We start from the raw sequence: 24,580 nt of genomic DNA, 5'->3' as shown, positions 1-24,580 counted from the left end.
TAACATTCCGATCAAGCGAAGACGCTAAACGTCTCGCGGGGGTCATTCGGGAGATTTCATCATGAAAAGATTGGCTGCCATTGCGGCTTTGTCGGCCTCGGCATTCGGCTATTCCGCCGCGCCGTCATTCGCCGACTATACGTTGACCATCATGCATATCAATGACTGGCACAGCCGCATTGAGAGCAACAACAAGTTTGAATCGACCTGCTCCGCCGAAGAAGAGGGCAAAGGCGAGTGCATCGGCGGTGCCGCGCGCCTGGTCACGGCGATTGCCGAACAGCGCAAGAAACTCGAAGGCCAGAACGTTCTCTTGCTCAATGGCGGCGACAACTTCCAGGGCTCGCTGTTCTACACCACCTACAAGGGCGCGGTTGAAGCCGAATTCCTCAACCAGATGAAGTTCGACGCCATGACCGTGGGCAACCACGAGTTCGACGACGGCGAAGAAGCGCTGGTGCCTTTCCTCGAGAAGATCCAGTTCCCGGTTCTCTCGGCCAACGTCCACCCGAATGCCCAGTCCAAGGTCGGCGACCGCATCAAGCCGTCACTGGTGCTCGAGGTCGGCGGCCAGAAGGTCGGCATCATCGGCGCCGTCACCACTGACACGCCCGAAGTCGCCTCGCCCGGTCCCAATATCGCCATCGAAGACGACATCAAGACGATCACCGCCGAAGTCGAGAAGCTGAAGGCCGAAGGCGTCAACAAGATCATCGCGCTGACCCATGTCGGCTATCCCCGCGACAAGGAACTGATCGCCAAGATCCCCGGCGTCGACGTGGTTGTCGGCGGCCATTCGCATTCACTGCTGTCGAACACCGACGCCAAGGCCGAAGGGCCCTACCCGACGATGATCGACAACCCCGACGGCTACAAGGTGCCGGTCACCCAGGCTGCGTCCTACTCGAAATATCTTGGCGAGTTCACCGTGACCTTCGACGACAATGGCGTGGTCAAGGAAGCCAAGGGCGACCCGATCTATCTCGACAACTCGGTCAAGCCAGACGAGGCCGTGCTCGCCCGCATCAAGGAACTCGGCGCTCCGATCGAGGAACTGAAGAACAAGGAGGTCGCCGAGACCACCGCGATGATCGACGGCAGCCGCGAAAGCTGCCGCGCCCGTGAATGCGAGATGGGCAACCTGATCTCCGACGCCATCCTCGACCGGGTCAAGGACCAGGGCGTGACCATCGTCTTCCAGAACGGCGGCGGCATCCGTGCTTCCATCGACCAGGGTGTGGTCACCATGGGCGAAGTGCTGACCGTGCTGCCGTTCCAGAACACGCTCGCCACCTTCCAGCTTTCCGGCAAGGACATCGTCGCCTCGCTTGAGGCAGGCGTCAGCGAGATCGAGGAAGGCAAGGGCAAGTTCCCGCAGGTCTCCGGCCTGAAGTACTCGTTCGACAAGTCGGTCGCGGCCAATGCCGGCCGCGTCAAGTCCGTCGAGGTGATGGACGGCGGCGCCTGGAAGCCGATCGACGAAGCCAAGGTCTACACGGTCGCGACCAACAACTACGTCCGCCAAGGCGGCGATGGCTACAAGCTGTTCGCCTCGAACGCCACCAACGCCTACGACTACGGTCCGAGCCTCGAACAGGTGGTCGCAGACTATCTCGCCAAGAACCGTCCGTTCACGCCCAAGCTTGACGGCCGCATCACCGAGATCGCCGCGACCGTTGCCGCAGCGCCTGCTGCCGAGCCGGCCAAGCCGGCTGAAGCCGCCCCCGCGGCAACGACCGAAGCCGCACCGGCAACGCCTGCGCTGCCGAGCGCCTCGGGCGAGATCGCCGGCACGCCGCCGACAGTCGAGCCAGCCAAGCCTGCCGAGGCAACTGCACCCGCTGCAGCGTCACCGGCCGCCGCCGGCAAGTCGCACACCATTGCCCGCGGCGACACCTTCTGGGATCTGGCCAAAACCTATCTCGGGGACGCGACCAAGTGGCAGGCGATTGCCGCGGCCAACCCGGACGCCAAGGCCGAGGACCTGCATATCGGCGGAACGCTTTCGATCCCGTCGGCAAACTGAACAGGGCTACTTGCTTAAGCAAACCCGCCCGGCATGCCGGGCGGGTTTTTACATTCCGGGCAGGAGAATCGGGCAATAGGACAGTAAGCAATAAGGTACTTGGGCGATAAAACCCTACTCCCCAGCTGCCCTGTTGCCCTATTCCCTTGCAGGGTGCGGCCAGACGCGACATTGAATGCCCACCCCATTCAATTAGGTATCCCGCGTAACGGAGACACCGAATGAACCTGACGACCACAATCGACGAGACATCGGCCAAGGCACTGGGCGCGCTTCCAAACGGTCATCCGGCGGTGCGCAAGGGCAAGGTCGGCGTTCTCCTGGTCAATCTCGGCACGCCCGACGGCACCGACAAGAAGTCGATGTGGCGCTATCTCCGCGAATTCCTGTCCGACCCGCGCGTCATCGAGATGCCGAAGCTGCTGTGGTATCCGATCCTCTACGGCATCGTGCTCAACACCCGGCCGAAGAAGTCGGGCGAGAACTACAAGAAGATCTGGAACACCGAGCGCGACGAGTCGCCGTTGCGCACCTTCACCCGCGCCCAGGGCGAGAAGCTGGCAGAAGCGCTCAGCGACCTGCCTGACGTCGTCGTCGACTGGGCCATGCGCTACGGCAACCCGTCGACCGAGAGCGTCGTCAAGAAGCTGATCGCCCAGGGCTGTGACCGCATCGTCATGTTCCCGCTCTATCCGCAGTTTTCGGCAACGACGACGGCGACCGCCAGCGACCAGCTGTTCCGCGCGCTGATGAAGATCCGCGCCATGCCGTCGATCCGCACGGTTCCCGCCTATTATGACGAGCCGGTCTATATCGAAGCGCTGGCCCGCTCGATCGAGCAGCACCTGGCCAAGCTCGACTTCGAACCGGAGGTCATCCTCGCCTCCTATCACGGCATCCCGAAGCCCTATTTCGAGAGGGGCGACCCCTATCACTGCCATTGCGTGAAGACGACACGGCTGCTGCGCGAGCGGCTGGCGATGAGCGACAAGAAGCTGATGACCACCTTCCAGTCGCGCTTCGGTGCGCAGGAATGGCTGCAGCCTTACACCGACAAGACCGTCGAGCGGCTGGCCAAGGAGGGCGTCAAGTCGATCGCCATCGTCAACCCCGGCTTCTCGTCCGACTGCATCGAGACGCTGGAGGAGATCGCCGGCGAAAACGCCGAGATCTTCCACCATGCCGGCGGCAAGAATTTTTCCCACATCCCTTGCCTCAACGACAGTCCGGAAGGCATGGCGGTGATCGAGACGATCACGCGTCGCGAGCTCATGGGCTGGGTCTAACCGCCGGCGGCGGAACCTCCATCGGTGCGCGGCGTTGACCACGGGCCAGGGAGATCCGCCCGTCTATGACCCGCAAGCTTGACCTCAGGACCGGACGGCCCGTCTGGCACGCCTACCGCGCACCGTCCGTTCCGACAGGTAAGCTCACCCGCGACATCAGGACCGACGTAGCCATCGTCGGCATGGGCATCAGCGGCGCATTGATCGCCGAAGCCCTGACCGATGCTGGCCATGCTGTCGTCTGCATCGACAGGCGCGGACCGCTCCTCGGCTCGACTGCGGCGACCACCGCACTCGTCCAGTTCGAGATCGATCAACCGCTGTCGAAACTCGCCCGCAGCATCGGCCGTGAACAGGCCGAACGTGCCTGGCGACGTTCGCGTCTTGCGGTGTTGAACCTCAGGACGCGCGTCGGCGAACTTGGCATCCGTTGCAACATGGAAACCAGGTCTTCGCTCTATCTTGCCGGCGATGTTCTGGACGCGCCAGCATTGCGCGACGAGGCAGAAGCCCGGCGCCTTGCCGGCATTCACGCCACCTATCTTGCCGCATCCGAACTGCAAGACCAGTGCGGCATCCGACGCCAGGGCGCCATCCTGAGCCACGACAATCTGGCACTCGACCCGAGAAAGCTGACCGCCGGGCTGTTGCACAGGGCGCTGGAGTGCAAGGCACGCTTCTACGCCCCCGTCGAGGCTGTCTCCATCCAGACCGGACGCGAAGAGGCGGTGGTGGTGACGGCAGAAGGCCCGACGATTACGGCCGGCCATGTCGTGCTGGCGACCGGCTACGAACTCGTCGCCAAGCCGATACCCGCCACCGACCACAAGATCATCTCGACTTGGGCGATCGCAACAAAACCACAAAGGCAGGCGCTTTGGCCGGGCAGGCATCTGATCTGGGAGGCCTCCGACCCCTATCTTTACTTGCGCGCGACGGCGGACGGTCGGGTGATCTGTGGCGGCGAGGACGAGGATTTCGCCGATGAGGTTCGGCGCGACGCGCTGATCGCCGAAAAATCGGATCGCATTTCGGCGAAGCTGAAGCGGCTTTTCCCGCGACTCGATGCCAAACCGGCATTCGCCTGGGCCGGTTCGTTCGGGACCACGCCGACCGGCCTGCCCTATATCGGCACCATTCCCGGCCACCCGCGCATCCATGCAGCCATGGGTTATGGCGGCAACGGCATCACCTATTCACGCATCGCGGCGGAGATCGTCAACGCCGGCATTTCCGGCCACCGGGATGCCGACGCCGACCTGTTCGCCTTCCCACGCTAAGCCGGACGACATTTCCGGCTTGCTGTGTTGTATCGCCGCTGAAACGCCCTTAAGTCTTCAACGCATGTGGCGCGACTTGTGAATCGCGCACTCAACTTGCGGGGGAGTTTCGCATGGGCTTCAGCGGCTTCGATATCGTCATCCCGGTACTTGTCGTTCTCGTGCTCCTGGTGCTGTTCGCCGGCATCAAGACCATTCCCCAAGGCTACAACTACACTGTCGAGCGTTTCGGTCGTTACACCCGGACGCTGACGCCCGGCCTCAACCTGATCATCCCCTTCATCGACCGCATCGGCGCCAAGATGAACATGATGGAGCAGGTGCTCGACGTGCCGACGCAAGAGATCATCACCAAGGACAATGCGATGGTCGCCGTCGACGGCGTCGCTTTCTATCAGGTGTTGAACGCGCCACAGGCGGCCTATCAGGTCGCCGGCCTGCAGAACGCCATTCTCAACCTGACCATGACCAACATCCGCACCGTGATGGGCTCGATGGATCTCGACGAGCTGCTGTCGAACCGCGACGCCATCAACGAGCGTCTGCTGCGCGTCGTCGACGAAGCCGCACACCCCTGGGGCATCAAGATCACCCGCGTCGAGATCAAGGACATCAATCCGCCGGCGAATCTGATCGAATCGATGGGTCGCCAGATGATGGCCGAACGCAACAAGCGCGCCCAGATTCTCGAAGCCGAGGGCATGAAGCAGGCGCAGGTTCTGGAAGCAGAGGGCCGTAAGGAAGCCGCCTTCCGCGACGCCGAGGCGCGTGAACGCTCCGCCGAGGCCGAGGCACGCGCTACCCAGGTGGTTTCGGAAGCCATCGCCAAGGGCGACGTCCAGGCGATCAACTACTTCGTCGCGCTGAAGTACACCGAGGCGCTGGCCAAGGTTGGAACAGCCAACAACAGCAAGCTTGTCCTGATGCCGATGGAGGCGTCGTCGCTGATCGGCACACTTGGCGGTATCGGTGAGATCGCCAAGGAAGTCTTCCGCGACGGCGGCACGGCAGGCGGGCAGCGCCAGGCCTCCCGGCCGCCGAGGATTCCGCCCGAGCAGGGCTGAGCCTCTGACCGGACGAGGTGAATTGAGGAACCGCACATGATCGCAAGCATCGTTGCCGAACTCGGTCCCTGGAACTGGATGCTGCTCGGCTTCATCCTGCTGTGTCTGGAAATCTTTGCGCCGGGCGTATTCCTGCTGTGGATCGGCATCGCCGCGCTGATCGTCGGCTCGGCGTCGCTGCTGCTCTGGGACGCGGCGTTCTGGACCTGGCAGGTGCAGGTCCTGATTTTCCTGGTGCTCTCGCTTGCCTCCGCCTATGTCGGCAAGAAGCTCGTTCGCGACCGCGAACAGGCATCCGACCAACCCCTTCTGAACAATCGTGGCGCCCAGATGATCGGCCGCACGGCAACGCTGGCCGAACCGATCAGGGAAGGCCGGGGCCGCATCAAGCTCGGCGACACAACTTGGCGGGTCTCCGGCCCCGATTTGCCCGCCGGCGCGCAGGTGCGTGTCATAGGCGCTGCCGACACCGACCTGGAACTGGTGGTGGAGCCGGTCTGAGGCAAGCTCTCCTGATCGCTTGAGCGGCACCTCGCCAGCCCCCTGGAGCATCCCTTTGACTTGACCACATGACCACGCTCAATTATTAGATTGATCAATCTAATAATAAATGAGAGCGCGGATGCGCAAGGTCGACCCAGAAAAGTTCGAGGCAAAAAAGCAGCAGATCCTGACTGCGGCGATCACCTGTTTTACCCGGAAAGGTTTTCACGGCACCTCGACCGCGGAAATCTGCGCCGAAGCAGGCATGAGCCCCGGCAACCTGTTCCATTACTATCCGACCAAGCACGCAATCATCGCGGCAATCGTCGAGCAGGATCGCCGCGAGACGGCGGCCTATTTCGCACAGATCGACAACAGCCAGGACCTGTTCGGCGAGATCCTCAAATTCATGGACATCGTGCTCGAACTGGCCGCCGACCCGGCCTATTCGAGCCTCGCACTCGAAATCGCGGCGGAGGCGATGCGCGACCAGCAGATCGCAGCCCTCGTCACGGCCCATGACGCCGAAATGCGCACAGCACTCGCCCTGATCCTGCGCGATGCCGCCGCGCGCGGCGAGATCGGGCCGGGGCTCGATCCTGCCGACGGCGCCCAATGGATCTCCGCGCTCATCGACGGCGTGTTCGGCCGCGTCGCCGTCGACCCCGGCTTCAAGCCGCTCGAGCAAAAGAAAACATTGCATCTGCTGTTGACCCGCTTTCTCAGGCCGGGAGCAACGACATAGGCGAGACAGACGGGCACAGGCCGGCAAGGCTTGCCCCGGAAATCCTGGAAACCAGAACCAGCAAAGGATGCTGCGGCTCGCAGCGAAACTGTGATGAACACCTTGCGCCTTGCCAGGACACGCGCCCCATTTGCCGGGCTGCAGCTGGCCAGTATCTTCTTCAGCCTGGGCAATGCAATCACCGCCATCGTCTATCCCTGGCTGGTCTACGACCTCACCGGCAGCGCCAGTTGGATGGGCATCGTCGCCTTCGTGACACTCGCTCCGGCTATTCTCGGCAGTGCGTTTGGCGGCCCTGTCGCCGAAAGACTCGGCATCCGCCAGACCGCCATGATCGCTGTCGGGCTCGGCTGCGCAGCGTCGATTGCCGCCGCCCTGCTCTACGGCTTCGGCATGATGACCATCGGTGCACTCGTCGCGCTTGCCTTGCTCGGCGCCATATTCGACGGCCCCGGCAGCGTCGCGATCGAATCCCGCGTTCCCGAAATCGCGCGTCTGGCGCGCATGCCGCTGCTGCGCGCCAATGCCATCGACGACCTTGTCGACAACGGCGCCGCCATCGTCGGGCCGGCGATCGCTGCCTTGCTGGTGGCGATCGTCGAGACCTCTACGCTGTTGTGGATCATCGCCGCACTCAACATCGTGACCGCATTGATGACCGCGCTCAGCCTGCCCCAGTTCCGCCTGCGGCAGATGTCCTCAACCGCGTCCACTGAACTGGCTGGCGCGATGCGCATCATCTTCGGATCGGTCCGCCTGCGTACGGCCCTGCTGCTGGCAAGCCTTGGCACCGGCACCTTCGTCGCACTCGAAAATGTTGCCCTGCCGGCAATTCTGCGCGCCGAAGGGCAGTCGGCTTCGACATTGGGGCTCTATCTCACCGCCGCCGCGGCCGGTGCGATAGCGGTCAACCTTGCAATGGCCGTAATCGGCGGTCGGCCCGCCTTGCGCAGTGTCTTCGTTGCCGCCTTCGTCGGCCTGGCCGCCGGCGTCATCATGCTCGTGATCGACCGCGCGGTGCCCACGCTGATTGCATCAGGTGCAGTTCTCGGCATCGCCGCCGGCCCGCTCTCGCCTGTTTTCACCACCCTGTTGCAGACCAGTGCGCCGAAGAACCTGCGCGCCCATGTCATCGGCGCATCGATCGGAATGATCCTCGTCACGGCCCCGCTTGCCGCTCTCGTTGTCGGTGCCGCGCTGGATCTGTTCGGCCCGACAGCTGTTCTATCGGCATGCGCGGCCATGCTTGCCGCCTGCGCGGTCATCGGCGCGCTCGCCCTCGGTCCGGACGAAGCTGAGTAGGGGGCCGTCAGGCAGTTGGCAGCAGGGCGCCGGTCAGGCGGCGCCAACCCGGAGCAGATCGTGGAAGTGGATGATGCCGACAGGCTTGTCGCCTTCGACCACCGGGATGGCGCTGATGTTGTACTCGTTGAGCATTGCCGTCGCAGTGCCCGCCAGCATCTGCGGCGGCACCGTCTTGGGCTGTCGGGTCATGATGTCCTCGACATTGGTCTCGGCGAGATTTCGATCGAGATTGCGCGCCAGGTCACCGTCGGTGACGATGCCGGCCAGCCGGCCCTGCTCGTCGACGACAACGACGCAACCGAAACGCTTCTTGGACAGTGTCTTTACTGCCTCCGGCATCTTGGTGCCGACGGCGACGATCGGCATTTCCTCGCCCTTGTGCATCAGGTCGCCGACCGGCATCAGGCTCGCGCCGAGCTGGCCGCCGGGATGGAAGGTGCGGAAATGATCGGCAGTGAAGCCGCGCGCCTCGAGCAAAGCCACGGCCAGGGCGTCGCCGACGACGAGTTGCAGCAGCGTCGAGGTCGTCGGCGCAAGACCGTGCGGACAGGCTTCCGGCGCCCGGGGCAATGACAGGACGACGTCGGCCTGACGCGCCAAGGCGGACGTATCGCCGGCCGTCAGCGCAATCAGCGGGATCGAAAAGCGCCTCGAATAGGCAACGATACCCTTGAGCTCTGCTGTTTCACCCGACCAGGAGAGTGCGACGATCGCGTCTTCCCTGGTGATCATGCCGAGATCGCCGTGAATGGCTTCCGAAGGATGGACGAAATAGGCCGGAGTCCCGGTGGAGGCGAAGGTCGCCGCCAGCTTGGAGCCGATATGCCCACTTTTGCCGACGCCGGTGATGATCGCCCGGCCGCTGAGCTGGCCCAGGATCGAGACAGCCCTGGCGAATGGCTCGGCGAGCGGGCCTTCAAGCGCTGCGACAAGCGCGGCGATGCCGGCCTGCTCGATGGTGACGGTGCGGAGCGCGGAGGCGATCGACGCCTGCCCGTCCGGCTCTTTTTTCAGCGATCCAGCGTGCATGGCGCATGCGTTAGCGCGTCGGCGTGCGGCTGTCCATGATTATCCGCCCAAAACGAGGCCTCTCAGGGCGTGCGGGAAACGCTCCGTTAACCATGGCGATTTACCAGTTGGTAAGCGCGACGCCCTTGCGTCGGCGAAGCAGTGGGAAAGATGGCGCAGATCAGGCCGGAGCAATGGACACAGACCACGGCACTCCGCATCTTGCTGGCGACGGCAAGCGTGGCGACGTTGCTGTGCGCCGCACCGCTGCATGCCCAGGAAACCGCCTTGCGCGGACCGGTCAGCGAAGACGACATCAACAACACCCTGCGGCTTTACAAGAGGCGCCCTGCGGCCGAGCAGGCGCAGGACCAGGCACCGGCCTACCAGCCGGTCAGCCCCGGCGCGATTCCAACCCAGGCTGACGCTGAGGCCACCGATTTGTTCAGCGAACCGCCCAACGCCGACGGCACATCGGCCGGCTCCTTGTCATCCGCCCGTCCGCCCACGACCGCGCGCCAGCGCGCCCGCGAGGCACGCGAGCGGCTGGCCGGCACCGCCGCGCCGACGGCTGCCGAGCGGCCAGCAGTGCCGGCAGCCGACGAAGAGCTGACCACCGGCACCGTGCGCCAGGGCACCGTCGATTCCGAAACGGAGATCGAGAACGGACCCGAAGCCGAGCGCCAGCGCGCCATCGAAGGCCGCAGGCCTCAGCCGGATGCGAACCCGTTCGAGCCGACTGGCATCCGTTTCGGCACCTTCGTTCTGAAGCCGAGCCTTGAACAGGGCGTCACCGCGACGTCGAATGCGGATTCCAGCTTTAACGGAAAGTCGGCCGTTCTGTCCGAGACGACTCTCAGGCTGAACGCCGCGTCCGATTGGGAGAGCCATTCGGCGACCATCGACGCCTATGGCAACTACCGAAAATCCATCTCCGGCCAGGAGGTCAAGGATCTCAGCGGCGGCATCGACGGGCGGCTGCAACTCGATCTCGCCGACGACATGCGCGCACTGGCGCGGCTCGGCTACAGCATGCGCCCGGAATCGACGTCGTCGCCCGTGGTCATCTCCGGCACCGCCGAGCGGCCGAACCTGCACACGCTGAACGGCGCGCTGGGTGTCGAAAAGGCCGTCGGCAAGTTCCGCTTCGGAGTGACCGGCGAAGCTGTCGACGAAAGCTACAGCGACGCCGAACTGACCGACGGCACCACGCTCTCACAGAAGGACCGCGACTCCAGACTCTATACCGGCAAGGTCCGCGTCGGCTACGAGGTCTCACCGGCGTTGACGCCCTTTGGCGAGGTCGAATTCGGCCGCCGGGTCTATGACCTGCGCTTCGACACCGCCGGTTTCGAGCGCTCGTCCAAGCGTACCGGCGCCCGCGCCGGCGTCGAGATCGACATGGGCGAAAAATTCGGCGGCGAGATTTCGGCCGGCTGGATTTCGGAGGATTTCGACGACGACCGGCTGAAGACGGTTTCCGCCGCGACGATTGCCGCTGATCTCAGATGGTCGCCGATGCGCGGCACGATCGTCGGCCTGACCGGCGAAACCTTCGTCGAGGGATCGACGACCCCGGGCGACAGCGGTTCGGTGCTCTACAACGGCCGCCTCAGCGTCGAACGGCAGATCCGTTCCAACCTGACTGCATTCCTCGCCGGCGGCGTCGGCTACCGCGACTATGCCAGCTCGAACGACCACGAGCTTAGGCTCAGCGCCGAAGCGGGCCTGACCTGGTGGCTCAACCGCTACGCCGGCCTGACCGGCAAGCTGCGCCATGAGACCTTCGACAGCACCTTGCCGTTCCGCGACGCCAAGACCAACAGCGTCTTCGTCGGGTTGAAAATCCAGCGCTAACCTGCTTGGGGCAAACCGCCGATCGCGGCGGCTGCGGCCCTCAAGGCCGTCTCCCCCTGCCCCGCATAGACCTCGCTCATGATCAGCTCGGCAAGCGGCAGACGGCATCCCCAGCCATGGCGCTCGAGATCGGGCTTGTCGGCGAATTCGCTGACGTGGCCGACGCAGAGATAGGCCACCGGCACGACGTGATCGGGAATGCCTAGCAACTGCTTCAGCGCCTCGCGATCGAGGATGCTGACCCAGCCGACGCCTATGCCCTCGGCACGCGCGGCGAGCCAGAAATTCTGAACTGCGCAGACGGTGCTGAAGAGGTCCATCTCGGGATTGTGCCATCGTCCGAGCGGAGAGTTTGCCGAACGGCTGCGGTCGCAGGTGATGACCAGGTTGAGCGGGCTTTCGCAGATGCCTTCGAGCTTGAGCTTGCGGTACAGCCCCCGCCGCTCCTCGGCGATCTCAGGCAGTTCCTGCTGCCGCGCCGCAAAGAACAGGTCGCGGACCTGCTCGCGTCGTTCGCGATCTCTGATGACGATGAAGTTCCACGGCTGCATGAAGCCAACCGACGGCGCGTGATGGGCCGCCAGCAGCAGCCGCGCCAGCACATCGTCGTCGATCGGATCAGGCAGAAAATGGCTGCGAACGTCGCGGCGCGTGAAGATGGCGCGGTAAACGGCATCCTGTGCAGCGATATCGAAACAGCCTGAAGCGGCCTTCAACTGGTCAGCAAGCATCGCATATCCCCTGGCGAGCATGTCGGTTCCCTCCGCCTGACCATGCGGAGGTCGATGTCTGCCGGGCCGGTCTTCTGGCTCAAGTTCAACCCGTCTGCGGCGCCTTCCCGTTCAGGATGAACAGTGGCCTCTGCCGATACGGTCCCTCTTACAGCGTTGGGCACGCCACGGATTTGCACCGTGTTCCCGATTCTCCCGCATCGCTGCGGGCACCTGGCAGGGTATTTCTAGCGGCAGCAGCGGCCGAAAGCCATCGCACCGTGCGTCCAATCCTGACGCACGGGCGACATGTGGCTTATTTGCCCGGCTTGATCTCGCCGAGCAGCGCTTCGATGACGCCGGCCATGCTCCTGCTGAGATCGGAGCGCGACAAGGCAAAGGCAACGTTGGCTTCGACGAAACCTTCCGGCGAGCCGCAGTCGAAGGTGCGGCCGCGATAATGATAGCCGTAGAAGGACTGCATCTTCTCGAGCTTGAGCATGGCGTCGGTCAGCTGGATCTCGTCGCCGGCGCCACGCTCCTGGCTTGCCAGGATCTTGAAAATCTCCGGCTGCAGAATGTAGCGGCCATTGATGAACAGGTTCGAGGGTGCCGTGCCCTGCTTGGGCTTTTCCACCATGCCCTCGATCTCGAAGCCGGTGTGAACCGACTTGCCCTTGCCGACGATGCCGTATTTGTGCGCCTCGGCCGGGTCGCATTCCTGGACGGCGATGATGTTGTTGCCGGTCTCGGCATAGAGCTCGACCATCTCGCGCATGCAGCTCTTTTCCGACTGCATGATCATGTCGGGCAACAGCAGCGCGAAGGGCTCGTCGCCGACCAGCTCGCGCGCGCACCACACTGCGTGGCCAAGGCCGAGCGGTACCTGCTGGCGCGTGAACGAGGTCTGGCCCGGGGCCGGCTGCAACCGCTGCAGGCGCTCCAGTTGCTCGGTCTTGCCGCGCTGGGCCAGCGTATCATAAAGTTCGAACTGGACGTCGAAATGGTCTTCGATGACCGCCTTGTTGCGGCCCGTGACAAAGATGAAATGTTCGATGCCCGCTTCGCGCGCCTCGTCGACCACATACTGGATCACAGGGCGATCGACCACAGTCAGCATTTCCTTGGGGATAGACTTGGTGGCAGGCAGAAAACGCGTGCCCAAGCCCGCGACCGGAAAAACTGCCTTGCGAACTCTTTTCATTGCGTGGTCGTCCGATAGAGGGATGTATCGGACGCCAACTTTGCCACGCCCGAATTGATGAATACTGAATGCGTTCACATATTCGGCGACAGCGGGCAAGACCATTGATCACGCGATCTTGATTGTCCGAACAGCTAGGTGGACAATCCCTCAACCCGCTTTTCGTTCCCCAACGGGTCTATGGTAAACTGATTGATAACCGGCATCGGCGATGAATCGTGTTTCTGATCTCTCCAAGGAGGAAAGAATGCCCCTTCGCAAGACCGCCAAAGGCCTCCTGAGCGCCGCTGCCCTTTCGCTGGCATTGATGCTTCCGGCCGGCCCGGCGGCCGCCGAAGCCGGTTTCCAGCGCTGGGTGGCGAGCTTCCGCTCCGTCGCCGCAGACAACGGGATTTCCGGTTCGACCTATGACCGCGCCTTTCGTGGCGTGACCTCGGCTGACCCCGAAGTACTTGAAAAGGCCCGGTTCCAGCCCGAATTCACCGCGCCGGTCTGGGATTATTTCGACAATCGCGTCCATGACCAGTCAATTGCTGTCGGTCGCGAGATGGCGCGCAAGTGGAAACCCTGGCTCGACCGCATCGAGGCCAAGTATGGCGTCGACCGCTACATCCTGCTCGCCATCTGGTCGATGGAATCGAACTACGGCGAGATTCTCAAGAACGACAAGGTGATGCGCAATGTCGTGCGGTCGCTGGCGACGCTCGCCTATGGCGACCAGCGCCGGGCGAAGTTCGCCCGCACCCAGCTGATCGCGGCGCTGAAGATCCTGCAGCGCGGCGACATCGACGAAAGTCACCTCGTCGGCTCCTGGGCCGGCGCGATGGGCCACACCCAGTTCATCCCGACCAGCTACCAGGCCTACGCGGTCGATGCCGACGGCAATGGCAAGCGCGACATCTGGAACTCCGTGCCCGACGCGCTCGCCACCGCAGCCAACCTTCTGAAGAAGAACGGCTGGCAGGCCGGCAAGACCTGGGGTTACGAAGTGGTGCTGCCCGCGGGTCAGAAGTTCCCGACGGGATCGCTGACGCTCGACAAATGGGCATCGCTCGGCATCGAACGCGCCAACGGCAAGGCCTTCAAGCGCGGCTCCGACGTCGCCACCCTCAAGGTGCCGGACGGCCGCGGCGGACCGGCCTTCCTGATGACCAAGAATTTCTCGGTCATCAAACGCTACAACAACGCCGACAAATACGCGCTCGCCGTCGGCCTTCTTGCCGACGAGATCGCCGGCTATGGTGGCCTGGTGCAGGACTGGAAGCGGCCGTTCACCAAGCTCAGCTTCGAGGAAAAGCAGGAGTTGCAGAAGCGCCTTTCGGCGCATGGCTATTACGACGGCAAGAGCGACGGCAAGATCGGCGAGGGTTCGCGCTCGGCAATCAAGGCATTCCAGGCACAGCTGGGCTTGACGCCGGACGGTCATCCGAGCATGGAAGTGCTGAAGTTCCTGCGGCGTAACTAGCAACCGGAGGCTGTATTGGCATTGACGCGTCGTCCGCGGTTTTCGCTGTTGCGCCTGACGACGCCACTGGTCGCGGTGGCGGTCGCCTTGACCGCCATTTCGTCGACAATGCCGACGCCGGCCGTGGCGCAGGAAGGCATTCTGCGCAAATGGTCCCTGCGCGACCTGTTCATGCCGCGCCGCGAACCGCGCGTCGATCCCTTCATCATTGATGAGCCGCAGCCGCGCAAGAAGATCCGCAAGACGCCACGCAAGCCAAAGGCAACCGCCGGCAATGTCGGCAGGGCTGCCGATCCGGCCGTTCCGGTGGTCGAAAAGCTGGCTGACGCGCGTGTCGTGCTGGTCATCGGCGACTTCCTCGGCGGCGGCATTGCCGAGGGGCTGGGCACGGTCTTTGCCGAGAATGCCAAGATCAGGGTCATCGACAAGACCAACGGCTCGTCGGGCCTCGTCCGCGAGGACTATTACAACTGGCCCGAGAAAGCCAAGGCGCTGATCGAGCAGGAAAAGCCTGCCGCCGTCATCATCATGATGGGATCCAACGACCGCCAGCAAATGCGGGTCGCCGACACGCGCGAGCCACCGATGAGCGCCGCCTGGACCAAGGAGTACACGGCGCGCGCGGACAAGCTGGCCAAGGCCATCGCCGACACCAAGGTGCCGTTCCTGTGGGTCGGCATGCCCGCCTTCAAGTCGTCGAAGATGAACACCGACATGCTCGCCTTCAACGACATCTACCGTGCTGCAACGGAAGCCGCAGGCAGCGAATTCGTCGATGTCTGGGACGGCTTCGTCGACGAGGCCGGCGCCTTCGTCACCAGCGGCCCCGACATCAACGGCCAGCCGGTGCGCCTGCGCGCTGACGACGGCATCAACGTCACCCGCGCCGGCAAACGCAAGCTCGCCTTCTTCGCCGAAAAGCCGCTGAACAAGCTGCTCGGCATCACGCCTCAAGGTACCGAAACCGTCGTGCCGGCAAGCCTGCCGCAGGCGACGCCCGGCGAACTCAACGTGCCTGTCAACATCGACCGGACGGTGCCGGTCTCGCTCTCCGATCCGGAACTCGACGGTGGCACGGAGCTTCTCGGCGGCCAGACGGCTGCCACGTCCGACCCGCGTTCGCCAGGCGAAAAGCTTGCCGTGCAAGGCATCGCCCCCGCGGCACCTGCCGGACGCATCGACGACTTCTCCTGGCCGCCAAAGCCGCTGCCTGCAGCGCAAGGAACCGAAACGACGACCGCCATCATCAGGCGCTAAGGTTGTCGACCGGAAACGAAAAAGGCGCCTCGCGGCGCCTTTTGTTTGCTTGGTTCCGGCCAGCTTAACGCGGCAGGACGCTCGACCCCATCAGGTCGGCATCTATCGAATGCGCGGCCTGGCGGCCTTCGCGGATCGCCCAGACCACAAGCGACTGGCCGCGGCGCACGTCGCCGGCGACATAGAGCTTGTCCACATTGGTCTTGTAGTCGCGGTCGTTGGCGGCAACATTGGTCGAACGGCGGCTGTCGGTGGTGATCTCGAGCTTGCCCTCGAGTTCCTTGACCATACCGTCGGCGAGCGGCCCGGCGAAGCCGATGGCGATGAAGGCGAGATCGGCGCGGATGACGAACTCGGTGCCCGGGATCGGCTTGCGCTTGTCGTCGACTTCGCAGCACTTCACGCCGGTCAGCTGGCCTTCTTCGCCGATGAACTCCAGCGTTGCCACCTGGAACTCGCGCTGCGCGCCTTCGGCCTGCGAGGACGAGGTGCGCATCTTGGTCGCCCAATAGGGCCACACGGCGAGCTTGTTCTCGCGCTCCGGCGGCTGCGGGCGGATGTCGAGCTGGGTGACGCGCACGGCACCCTGGCGAAATGCGGTGCCGACGCAGTCGGACGCCGTATCGCCGCCGCCGACGACGACGACATGCAGGCCACCAGCGACGATCGGTTCCGACTGCCAGGCAACCGACTGGATGTCTTCGCCGCCGACGCGCTTGTTCTGCTGGACGAGGTAAGGCATCGCGTCATGCACGCCCTTAAGGTCGTCTCCGGGAATGCCCGCCGGACGCGGCGTTTCGGAGCCGCCGCAGTAAAGCACGGCATCGTATTCGGCCAGGAGCTCGGTCACCGGCTTGTCGACGCCGACATTGACGCCGCAATGGAACGTCACGCCTTCGCCCGTCATCTGCTCGACGCGACGGTCGATGTAGTGCTTCTCCATCTTGAAATCAGGAATGCCGAAACGCAGCAGGCCGCCGGGACGGCTCTCGCGCTCATAGACATGCACGTCGTGGCCGGCGCGGCCGAGTTGCTGCGCTGCGGCCATTCCGGCCGGGCCGGAACCAATGACAGCGATCTTCTTGCCGGTCTTCTTCTCCGGCGGATAAGGCCTGATGTAACCGGTCTCGTAAGCCTTGTCGGCGATCGCCTGCTCGACGGTCTTGATGGCGACAGGAATGTCCTCGAGGTTCAGCGTACAGGCTTCCTCGCAAGGTGCCGGGCAGATGCGACCGGTGAATTCGGGGAAGTTGTTGGTCGAATGCAGGTTGCGGATCGCGTTGTCCCAATCGCCATTGTAGACGAGGTCGTTCCAGTCCGGGATCTGGTTGTGCACCGGACAGCCCGTCGGGCCATGGCAGAACGGAATGCCGCAATCCATGCAGCGCGCAGCCTGCTTTTCGACTTCCTTGTTCGACATCGGCAGCGTGAATTCGCGGAAGTGCCGGATGCGGTCGGAAGCCGGCTGGTACTTGTGCACCTGCCGGTCAATTTCGAGAAAACCTGTAACCTTGCCCATCGTAACTCTCGTCAGTCATGCCCAGCACCTCGGCGCGGGCTTAGAATTCCACCACTTCAAATGAAGCATGCGATGGCAGGCGCCCTGTTCGGGCGCCGCCGGAAGATCGTCACGGCTTACTCCGCCGCGACGCCCATCCTCATGCGCTCCATCTCGATCAGTGCGCGGCGGTACTCCACCGGCATGACTTTGCGGAATTTGGGTCGGTAGCTCGCCCAGTCGTCCAGGATCTGCTTGGCACGGGTCGAACCGGTGTAGTGCATATGGTTCGAGATCAGCTGAACCAGGCGCTCCTCGTCATGGCGTGTCATGTCGCCCGAGACGTCGACACGGCCCTTGTGGGCGATGTCTCCACCGTGATGGTGCAGCTTCTCCAGCATGTCGTCCTCTTCAGGGACCGGCTCGAGCTCGACCATCGCCATGTTGCAGCGCTCGGCGAAATCGCCTTCCTCATCGAGGACATAGGCGACGCCGCCCGACATGCCGGCTGCGAAGTTGCGGCCGGTCTTGCCGATGACCACCACCACGCCGCCCGTCATGTATTCGCAGCCATGGTCACCCACGCCTTCGACGACGGTAACGGCGCCCGAGTTGCGGACGGCGAAACGTTCGCCGGCGACACCGCGGAAGTAGCACTCGCCTTCGGTCGCACCGTAAAGCACGGTGTTGCCGACAATGATTGAATCCTCGGCAACGATCCGGGCGTCATCCGACGGGCGGATGACGATGCGGCCGCCGGACAGGCCCTTCCCGACATAGTCGTTGCCGTCGCCGACCAGCTCGAACGAGATACCGCGTGCCAGGAAGGCACCGAAGGACTGTCCGGCGGTCCCGGTCAGCTTCACCGAGATGGTGTCCTCGCGTAGGCCCTTGTGCCGGAAGCGCTTGGCGACCTCACCCGACAGCATCGCACCGGCTGAGCGGTCGACGTTGCGGATGGTTGCCTCGATCTTCACCGGCTGGCGCGTTTCGAGCGCCGCCTTCGCCTCGGCGATCAGCTTGCGGTCGAGAACGTCGTCGATCGGATGCTTCTGGCGCTCGGTCCAGTGGACGGCTTCGCGCGGCGCATCGGGCTTGTAGAACACCTTGGAGAAGTCGAGGCCACGCGACTTCCAGTGGTTGATCAGCTCACGCTTTTCCAGCAGGTCGGCGTCACCGATGATCTGATCGAGGTGGGTGTAACCCATTTCGGCCAGCAGCTCGCGCACCTCTTCAGCGACGTAGAAGAAGTAGTTGATGACGTGCTCGGGCGTGCCCTTGAAGCGCTTGCGCAGCACCGGATCCTGGGTGGCGACGCCAACCGGGCAGGTGTTGAGATGGCACTTGCGCATCATGATGCAGCCCGCCGCGATCAGCGGCGCGGTCGAGAAGCCAAACTCGTCGGCGCCCAGCAGAGCGCCGACGACGACGTCGCGGCCGGTACGCAGGCCGCCGTCGACCTGGAGCGCGACACGCGAACGCAGGCCGTTCAGCACCAGCGTCTGATGCGTCTCGGCAAGGCCCATTTCCCATGGGCTGCCGGCATGCTTGAGCGAGGTCAGCGGCGATGCACCGGTGCCGCCGTCATAGCCTGATATCGTGATGTGGTCGGCGCGCGCCTTGGCGACACCTGCCGCAACCGTGCCGACGCCCACTTCCGACACCAGCTTGACCGACACGTCGGCTGCCGGGTTGACGTTCTTCAGGTCGTAGATCAGCTGCGCCAGATCTTCGATCGAATAGATGTCATGGTGCGGCGGCGGCGAAATCAGGCCGACACCTTGGGTCGAGTGGCGGGTCTTGGCGATCGTCGCGTCGACCTTGTGACCAGGCAACTGGCCGCCCTCGCCGGGCTTGGCACCCTGCGCCACCTTGATCTGCATCATGTCGGAGTTGACGAGATACTCCGTCGTCACGCCGAAGCGGCCGGAAGCCACCTGCTTGATCGCCGAACGCTCGGGGTTCACGCCGCCACCGGGCAGCGGCAGGTAGCGGTCGGGCTCCTCGCCGCCCTCGCCGGTGTTCGACTTGCCGCCGATCTTGTTCATCGCAACGGCAAGCGTGCTGTGCGCCTCGCGGCTGATCGAGCCGAAGGACATGGCACCGGTCGAGAAACGCTTGACGATCTCGGCCGCCGGCATGACGTCGTCGAGCGCGGCCTTCTTGCGCCCGCTCTCCTCGGCCAGCTTGATGCGGAACATGCCGCGGATCTGCTGGGCACGTGCTGTTTCGCTGTCGATCTGGGCGGAGAACTCCTTGAAGGTCGCCCACGAGCCCGAACGCACGGCGTGCTGCAGCGAGGCAACCGCGTCAGGCGTCCACACATGGGCTTCGCCGCGCATGCGATACATGTACTCGCCGCCGACTTCGAGCGCGTTGCGCAGAACCGGATCTTCGCCGAAGGCCGATTCGTGACGGCTGACGGTCTCGGTCGCCACCTCTTCCAGCCCGACGCCTTCGATGTTGGTCGCCGTGCCGGTGAAGTACTTCTCGACGAAGTCGGTCTTCAGCCCGATGGCGTCGAAGATCTGCGCGCCGCAATAGGACTGGTAGGTGGAGATGCCCATCTTGGACATCACCTTGAGGATGCCCTTGCCGATAGACTTGATGTAGCGGCCGACGACCTCCGAGCCATCCACTTCAGGCGGGAACTCGCCCCGCTTGTGCATGTCGGTCAGCGTGTCGAAGGCCAGATACGGGTTGATCGCCTCCGCGCCGTAGCCGGCAAGGCAGCAGAAGTGATGCACCTCGCGCGGCTCGCCCGATTCGACGACAAGGCCGACCGAGGTGCGCAGGCCCTTGCGGACCAGGTGATGGTGCACGGCCGCCGTCGCCAGCAGCGACGGGATGGCGATGCGGTCCGGACCAAGCTGGCGATCGGACAGGATGATGATGTTGTAGCGGCCCGCGACCGCCGCCTCGGCGCGCTCGCACAGACGCTCGATCGCACCCTGCATGCCAGCAGCACCTTCCGATGCGGCATAGGTGACGTCGATGGTCTTGGTGTCGAAGCTTTCCTCGGTGTGGCCGATGGAGCGGATCTTCTCCAGGTCGGCGTTGGTGAGGATCGGCTGACGCACTTCCAGACGCTTGCGGCGCGACGTGCCGACGAGGTCGAGAATGTTCGGGCGTGGACCGATGAACGAGACCAGGCTCATCACCAGCTCCTCGCGGATCGGATCGATCGGCGGGTTGGTGACCTGGGCGAAGTTCTGCTTGAAGTAGGTGTAGAGCAGCTTCGACTTGTCCGACATCGCCGAGATCGGCGTGTCGGTGCCCATCGAGCCGACTGCTTCCTGGCCCGTCGTCGCCATCGGCGACATCAGGAGCTTGGTGTCTTCCTGGCTGTAGCCGAAGGCCTGCTGGCGATCGAGCAGCGAGACGTCCTTGCGCAACGCACGCGGTTCGACCGGCTTCAGTTCCTCGAGGATCAGCTGGGTGTTGGACAGCCACTTCGTGTAGGGGTGCTTGGTCGCGATCTCGGATTTGATCTCCTCGTCCGAGATGATGCGGCCCTTGACCAGGTCGATGAGCAGCATCTTGCCAGGCTGCAGACGCCACTTCTTGATGATTCTCTTTTCATCAACCGGCAGCACGCCGGCTTCGGACGCCAGGATGACCCGATCGTCGTCGGTGACCATGTAGCGGGCGGGACGCAGGCCGTTGCGGTCGAGCGTGGCACCAATCTGGCGGCCGTCGGTGAAGCACACCGCAGCCGGACCGTCCCACGGCTCCATCAGGGCCGCGTGATATTCGTAAAAGGCCTTGCGGTCGGCATCCATCGACTTGTTGCCGGCCCAGGCTTCCGGGATCAGCATCATCATGGCATGCGCCAGCGTATAGCCGCCCTGGAACAGGAACTCGAGCGCGTTGTCGAAGCACGCCGTATCCGACTGCCCCTCATAGGAGATCGGCCAGAGCTTGGAGATGTTGTTGCCGAACAACTCGCTGTCGACCGAGGCCTGGCGCGCCGCCATCCAGTTGTTGTTGCCGCGCACCGTATTGATTTCGCCGTTGTGGGCGACCATGCGGTAGGGGTGCGCCAGCTTCCATGACGGGAACGTGTTGGTCGAGAAGCGCTGGTGGACGAGGATCAGCGCCGTCTCGAAGCGCGGATCGGAAAGGTCCTTGTAATAAGCGCCGACCTGGAAGGCCAGGAACATGCCCTTGTAGACGATGGTGCGCGCCGACAGCGACACGCAATAGGCGCCGATGTCCTTGTTGTTGTGCTCGGCATAGATGCGGCCGGAAATGACCTTGCGCAGCAAATAGAGGCGCGCCTCATACTCCTCATCGTCGTCGACTTCGGGCGTGCGCCCGATGAACACCTGGCAATGGAACGGCTCGGAAGCAGCGATATCAGGTGCCTTCGACAAAGAGGCGTTGTCGACCGGCACATCGCGGAAGCCGATCAGCGGCAAACCTTCCGACTGCGCCGACTCGCGGATGATGTCCATGACATGTTCGCGCGTCGCAGCATCCTGCGGCATGAACCAGTGGCCGACACCATACTGGCCGGGTGCCGGCAGATCGATGTCCTGCTTGGCCATCTCCTCGCGGAAGAACCGGTCGGGGATCTGCACCAGGACACCGGCGCCATCGCCCATCAGCGGATCGGCGCCGACGGCGCCGCGATGCGTCAGGTTTTCGAGCATGAACAGACCGTCCTTGACGATCTGGTGCGACTTGATGCCCTTCATCTGGGCGATGAAACCGACGCCGCAGGCGTCATGTTCGTTGCGCGGATCATACAGGCCATGCGCTGCATAGCCGGTGGTGGTTCGGAGATGATCGGTTTTATTGTTGGCCGCTTTCGTCTGCGCGGCCGGCACAAAACCCGTCGTCACAGATGGCGTCAACTCCGTCATCGTCTATCTCCATTCCAGCCCGATCCGGGCAGTTTGCCTTGGGACGGCAGTATGCCGATCCGTTCACCTTCAGATATGCTCGATATGCAGCGGCCCAGCGCCGTTCGTCGGCGCTAAACCGCAGTCGGGACAGACGTGAACGGATTGCTCCGACCTCAGCCCTGACCCTAGCCCGCAGCGGAAGCCGGACGCAGCGTCATCATACGCCAAATCCGGTTCGTATTGGGCAGATAAATAAGACAGCACTGCTGTCCTAAATTTTGTATGACAGAATTCTTGAATACGCACAAGACCGATTCACGAATTTTCCGCCTCTGCAAAGACCGAAAATTACGTCAAACCGTCGCATGGCGTAATTTTTGAACACCCGGTCAAAACAGCACTTTTCCTGCCTCAATCGATTTCTGGACCCCGCACTTGCCGAAGATCGGCAAATCCGGTCTAGCTCGCGCCTACCCCCTGCCACGCAGTCTCCCGCAGCCATATTACGGACCGACGAAAATGTTCTTCGCATCAGACAATTGGGCCGGCGCTCACCCCAAGATTTCCGAGAGACTGCATGCCAGTGCTGCGGGCTTCAGCCGCGCCTATGGCGACGGCGAGCTCGACAAGGCGGTCTATGCACGGTTCTCCGAAGTTTTCGAGCGCGAGGTGGCGGTGTTCTTCGTCGCCACAGGCACCGCGGCCAATTCGCTGTCGCTCGCCGCATACGGCAAGCCCGGTGGCATTTCCTTTGCCCACCGCGAGGCGCACATTCTCGAGGATGAATGCGGCGCGCCTGAGTATTTTTCCCATGGTTCGCGGCTCTACCCGGTTGATGGAACGCTCGGGCGCATGGACATCGGCAATCTTGAGCAAGCGATCAGCCGCTACGCCTCCGAAAACGTCCACGGCGGACGCCCGGCTGCGATTTCCATCACCCAGGCGACCGAGGTCGGCACCATCTATCGTCTCGACCATATCGCGGCCGTCTCCGCCGTCGCCCGCAAGCATGCGGTGCCGCTGCATATGGATGGCGCCCGCTTTGCCAATGCGCTGGTGTCTCTCGACGTCTCGCCGGCGGAAATGACCTGGAAACGCGGCGTCGACATCATCTCCTTCGGCGGCACCAAGAACGGCTGCTGGTGCGCCGAGGCGATCGTCATGTTCGATCTCGACCGCGCCAGGGAAATGGCCTTCCTGCGCAAGCGTTCGGCCCAGCTGTTCTCCAAAGCGCGTTTCATCTCGGCGCAATTCGACGCCTATTTCGACGGCGGCCTGTGGCTTGAAACGGCGCGTCACGCCAATGCGATGTCGGCGAGTCTTGCCCAGGCTTTCGAAAGCTCGGCCGTTGCGCGCCTCGGCTGGCAGCCTGAGGCCAACGAGGTCTTCGCCATCATCAGGAAGGATGTTGCCGAAAAGGCCCAGGAGGCAGGTGCCGCCTTCTACACCTGGCCGACCCCGACATCGCTCGCCGGGCAGATCAGCGATGACGAGGCGCTCTTTCGCTTCGTCACCTCCTTCGCCACCACCTCAGACGACATCGTCCGGTTCAGCGAACTGCTGCGTTAGGCGCAGTTACGGATAGCGGACAACAAAAAGGCGGCGCTGGAGGCGCCGCCTTTGCTGCTTGGGAGGAGCAGTCTTAGTTGACCGTGTTGGCCTCGATCTGCTTGGCCTTCGCTGGAGCAGCGGAGATCTCGATCTTGCGAGGCTTGTGCTCTTCAGGAATGTTGCGCTTGAGATCGATGTGAAGCAGGCCGTTCTTGAGGGTCGCGCCGACGACCTCGACATGGTCGGCAAGCTGGAAGCGCCGCTCGAAGGCACGCGAGGCGATGCCGCGATAGAGCAGCTCCGAACCTTCGCCGGCGCTTTCATTGGCGCGCTCGCCCTTGACCGTCAGCACATTGCGATGGGCTTCGATCGAAATCTCGGTTTCCGAGAAGCCTGCGACCGCCATGCTGATGCGGTAGGCGTCCTCGCCGGTGCGCTCGATGTTGTAGGGCGGATAGGTGGTGCCGCCGTCAGGCTGGCCAAGGCCATCAAGCATGTTGAACAGACGGTCGAAGCCGACCGTCGAGCGGTGGAGCGAGGAAAAATCAACGTGACGCATGGGTGTTCTCCAGTGAGCAACAAGGTTTGCGCATGACCTGTGCCGAAACCCATTCTGGCGTCCCGGCGGTGATCAGCGGCCCCGATATTGGGCGCCGCAGGAGACATTTGGGGGGCGCCCAAAGCCATTTCAAGACATCTTTGCGAGAGCTTTTTCACCGCCGCCAGGATGAACCGAAGATGAACCGCCCCTTCGGTATCCGTTCAGGTCGGCTGGCCTAGAGTGCACCCAAGTTCAAGAACAGGCGGCACCACAGAATGCCGCCGACGAAGCCGAACCGGGTTGCAACGTCCCTTCCTCCCGGAACGACAGAGGCCGAAGGCAACCCGCAAGCTGCCTTCGGCCTCATTCGATTCCGATTGGCGTTTCCGCTTAGCACGGATTTCCTTTGATTTTCTCGGTGCGGCTTTCTATCACCCTCGTATCGCCAGA

17 protein-coding genes and 1 riboswitch are annotated in these 24,580 nt (G+C 63.4%); of the genes, 11 read left to right on the top strand and 6 right to left on the bottom strand.

Features of this window, described 5'->3' with window-relative positions; translation table 11 throughout:
• Window positions 1-61 precede the first annotated feature (61 nt).
• From IG197_RS21090 to IG197_RS21060, 7 genes are all read left to right on the top strand, one after another.
• Window positions 62-2,026 carry a 5'-nucleotidase C-terminal domain-containing protein gene (locus IG197_RS21090; protein WP_192314817.1) on the top strand — a complete coding sequence of 655 codons (1,965 nt, stop codon included), beginning with the start codon at window positions 62-64 and terminating at the stop codon, window positions 2,024-2,026.
• Between the two features lie 221 nt (window positions 2,027-2,247).
• Window positions 2,248-3,312 (top strand): ferrochelatase, encoded by a 1,065-nt coding sequence (hemH, locus tag IG197_RS21085; RefSeq protein ID WP_192314814.1) that lies wholly within the window; start codon window positions 2,248-2,250, stop codon window positions 3,310-3,312.
• A 65-nt stretch (window positions 3,313-3,377) separates the two neighbouring features.
• Window positions 3,378-4,592 (top strand): FAD-binding oxidoreductase, encoded by a 1,215-nt coding sequence (locus tag IG197_RS21080; RefSeq protein ID WP_192314811.1) that lies wholly within the window; start codon window positions 3,378-3,380, stop codon window positions 4,590-4,592.
• Window positions 4,593-4,705: 113 nt separating this feature from the next.
• Complete coding sequence (locus tag IG197_RS21075; RefSeq protein WP_067958370.1) at window positions 4,706-5,656, top strand: SPFH domain-containing protein; 951 nt, start codon at window positions 4,706-4,708, stop codon at window positions 5,654-5,656.
• A 36-nt stretch (window positions 5,657-5,692) separates the two neighbouring features.
• Window positions 5,693-6,157, top strand: coding sequence for an NfeD family protein (locus tag IG197_RS21070; protein ID WP_067958367.1), 465 nt, complete (start codon window positions 5,693-5,695; stop codon window positions 6,155-6,157).
• A 121-nt stretch (window positions 6,158-6,278) separates the two neighbouring features.
• Entirely contained in the window at window positions 6,279-6,884 is a 606-nt protein-coding gene (locus IG197_RS21065; protein WP_192314808.1) for a TetR/AcrR family transcriptional regulator, read from the top strand.
• Between the two features lie 93 nt (window positions 6,885-6,977).
• Window positions 6,978-8,186, top strand: coding sequence for an MFS transporter (locus IG197_RS21060; protein ID WP_192314805.1), 1,209 nt, complete (start codon window positions 6,978-6,980; stop codon window positions 8,184-8,186).
• 33 nt (window positions 8,187-8,219) lie between these two features.
• Here IG197_RS21060 and IG197_RS21055 read toward each other — a convergent pair whose 3' ends face one another.
• Complete coding sequence (locus IG197_RS21055; protein ID WP_192314802.1) at window positions 8,220-9,218, bottom strand: SIS domain-containing protein; 999 nt, start codon at window positions 9,216-9,218, stop codon at window positions 8,220-8,222.
• Between the two features lie 150 nt (window positions 9,219-9,368).
• On the opposite strand from IG197_RS21055, the gene IG197_RS21050 reads away from it, so the two are divergent.
• Entirely contained in the window at window positions 9,369-11,054 is a 1,686-nt protein-coding gene (locus IG197_RS21050; RefSeq protein ID WP_192314799.1) for an outer membrane beta-barrel protein, read from the top strand.
• Here the strand turns inward: IG197_RS21050 and bluB are convergent.
• Window positions 11,051-11,785 carry a 5,6-dimethylbenzimidazole synthase gene (gene bluB / locus IG197_RS21045; RefSeq protein ID WP_192314796.1) on the bottom strand — a complete coding sequence of 245 codons (735 nt, stop codon included), beginning with the start codon at window positions 11,783-11,785 and terminating at the stop codon, window positions 11,051-11,053. The two genes, IG197_RS21050 and bluB, sit on opposite strands and share 4 nt — an antisense overlap.
• Window positions 11,786-11,831: 46 nt before the next feature.
• A riboswitch (cobalamin riboswitch) is annotated at window positions 11,832-12,017 on the bottom strand.
• 63 nt (window positions 12,018-12,080) lie between these two features.
• Window positions 12,081-12,968, bottom strand: a complete 888-nt coding sequence (gene galU / locus IG197_RS21040; RefSeq protein ID WP_192314794.1) for a UTP--glucose-1-phosphate uridylyltransferase GalU — start codon at window positions 12,966-12,968, stop codon at window positions 12,081-12,083.
• A 247-nt stretch (window positions 12,969-13,215) separates the two neighbouring features.
• Between galU and IG197_RS21035 the strand changes: the two genes are divergently transcribed.
• Window positions 13,216-14,433 carry a lytic murein transglycosylase gene (locus IG197_RS21035; RefSeq protein WP_067966192.1) on the top strand — a complete coding sequence of 406 codons (1,218 nt, stop codon included), beginning with the start codon at window positions 13,216-13,218 and terminating at the stop codon, window positions 14,431-14,433.
• Between the two features lie 15 nt (window positions 14,434-14,448).
• Window positions 14,449-15,690 (top strand): DUF459 domain-containing protein, encoded by a 1,242-nt coding sequence (locus IG197_RS21030; RefSeq protein ID WP_246765209.1) that lies wholly within the window; start codon window positions 14,449-14,451, stop codon window positions 15,688-15,690.
• 64 nt (window positions 15,691-15,754) lie between these two features.
• Here the strand turns inward: IG197_RS21030 and IG197_RS21025 are convergent, their stop codons facing one another.
• Together IG197_RS21025 and gltB are read right to left on the bottom strand one after the other, a co-directional pair.
• A complete protein-coding gene (locus IG197_RS21025; protein WP_067958344.1) occupies window positions 15,755-17,209 on the bottom strand; it encodes a glutamate synthase subunit beta in 1,455 nt (484 codons plus the stop codon).
• Window positions 17,210-17,325: 116 nt separating this feature from the next.
• Complete coding sequence (gltB, locus tag IG197_RS21020; protein WP_067958341.1) at window positions 17,326-22,056, bottom strand: glutamate synthase large subunit; 4,731 nt, start codon at window positions 22,054-22,056, stop codon at window positions 17,326-17,328.
• A gap of 501 nt (window positions 22,057-22,557) precedes the next feature.
• On the opposite strand from gltB, the gene IG197_RS21015 reads away from it, so the two are divergent.
• The gene (locus tag IG197_RS21015) at window positions 22,558-23,607 is read left to right on the top strand and encodes a low specificity L-threonine aldolase (RefSeq protein WP_192314791.1); all 1,050 of its coding nucleotides are present in this window, start codon (window positions 22,558-22,560) and stop codon (window positions 23,605-23,607) included.
• A gap of 73 nt (window positions 23,608-23,680) precedes the next feature.
• Here the strand turns inward: IG197_RS21015 and IG197_RS21010 are convergent, their stop codons facing one another.
• A complete protein-coding gene (locus IG197_RS21010; protein ID WP_154386971.1) occupies window positions 23,681-24,148 on the bottom strand; it encodes an Hsp20 family protein in 468 nt (155 codons plus the stop codon).
• Window positions 24,149-24,580 lie beyond the last annotated feature (432 nt).

It is taken from the genome of Aminobacter sp. SR38 (assembly GCF_014843375.1).
GTDB classification, from domain to species: Bacteria; Pseudomonadota; Alphaproteobacteria; order Rhizobiales; family Rhizobiaceae; genus Aminobacter; species Aminobacter ciceronei.
The sequence above is the reverse complement of the archived record's forward strand: the minus strand, read 5'-3'. Positions and strand labels throughout refer to the sequence as shown.

Bases quoted from the DNA above. Each gene is read 5' to 3' on its own strand.
- IG197_RS21015 (WP_192314791.1), top strand. From the start codon at position 22,558: ATGTTCTTCGCATCAGACAATTGGGCCGGCGCTCACCCCAAGATTTCC.
- bluB (WP_192314796.1), bottom strand. From the start codon at position 11,785: ATGCTTGCTGACCAGTTGAAGGCCGCTTCAGGCTGTTTCGATATCGCT.
- IG197_RS21050 (WP_192314799.1), top strand. From the start codon at position 9,369: ATGGCGCAGATCAGGCCGGAGCAATGGACACAGACCACGGCACTCCGC.
- gltB (WP_067958341.1), bottom strand. From the start codon at position 22,056: ATGACGGAGTTGACGCCATCTGTGACGACGGGTTTTGTGCCGGCCGCG.
- IG197_RS21025 (WP_067958344.1), bottom strand. From the start codon at position 17,209: ATGGGCAAGGTTACAGGTTTTCTCGAAATTGACCGGCAGGTGCACAAG.
- IG197_RS21055 (WP_192314802.1), bottom strand. From the start codon at position 9,218: ATGCACGCTGGATCGCTGAAAAAAGAGCCGGACGGGCAGGCGTCGATC.
- IG197_RS21060 (WP_192314805.1), top strand. From the start codon at position 6,978: ATGAACACCTTGCGCCTTGCCAGGACACGCGCCCCATTTGCCGGGCTG.
- IG197_RS21090 (WP_192314817.1), top strand. From the start codon at position 62: ATGAAAAGATTGGCTGCCATTGCGGCTTTGTCGGCCTCGGCATTCGGC.
- galU (WP_192314794.1), bottom strand. From the start codon at position 12,968: ATGAAAAGAGTTCGCAAGGCAGTTTTTCCGGTCGCGGGCTTGGGCACG.
- hemH (WP_192314814.1), top strand. From the start codon at position 2,248: ATGAACCTGACGACCACAATCGACGAGACATCGGCCAAGGCACTGGGC.
- IG197_RS21065 (WP_192314808.1), top strand. From the start codon at position 6,279: ATGCGCAAGGTCGACCCAGAAAAGTTCGAGGCAAAAAAGCAGCAGATC.
- IG197_RS21080 (WP_192314811.1), top strand. From the start codon at position 3,378: ATGACCCGCAAGCTTGACCTCAGGACCGGACGGCCCGTCTGGCACGCC.
- IG197_RS21070 (WP_067958367.1), top strand. From the start codon at position 5,693: ATGATCGCAAGCATCGTTGCCGAACTCGGTCCCTGGAACTGGATGCTG.
- IG197_RS21010 (WP_154386971.1), bottom strand. From the start codon at position 24,148: ATGCGTCACGTTGATTTTTCCTCGCTCCACCGCTCGACGGTCGGCTTC.
- IG197_RS21035 (WP_067966192.1), top strand. From the start codon at position 13,216: ATGCCCCTTCGCAAGACCGCCAAAGGCCTCCTGAGCGCCGCTGCCCTT.
- IG197_RS21075 (WP_067958370.1), top strand. From the start codon at position 4,706: ATGGGCTTCAGCGGCTTCGATATCGTCATCCCGGTACTTGTCGTTCTC.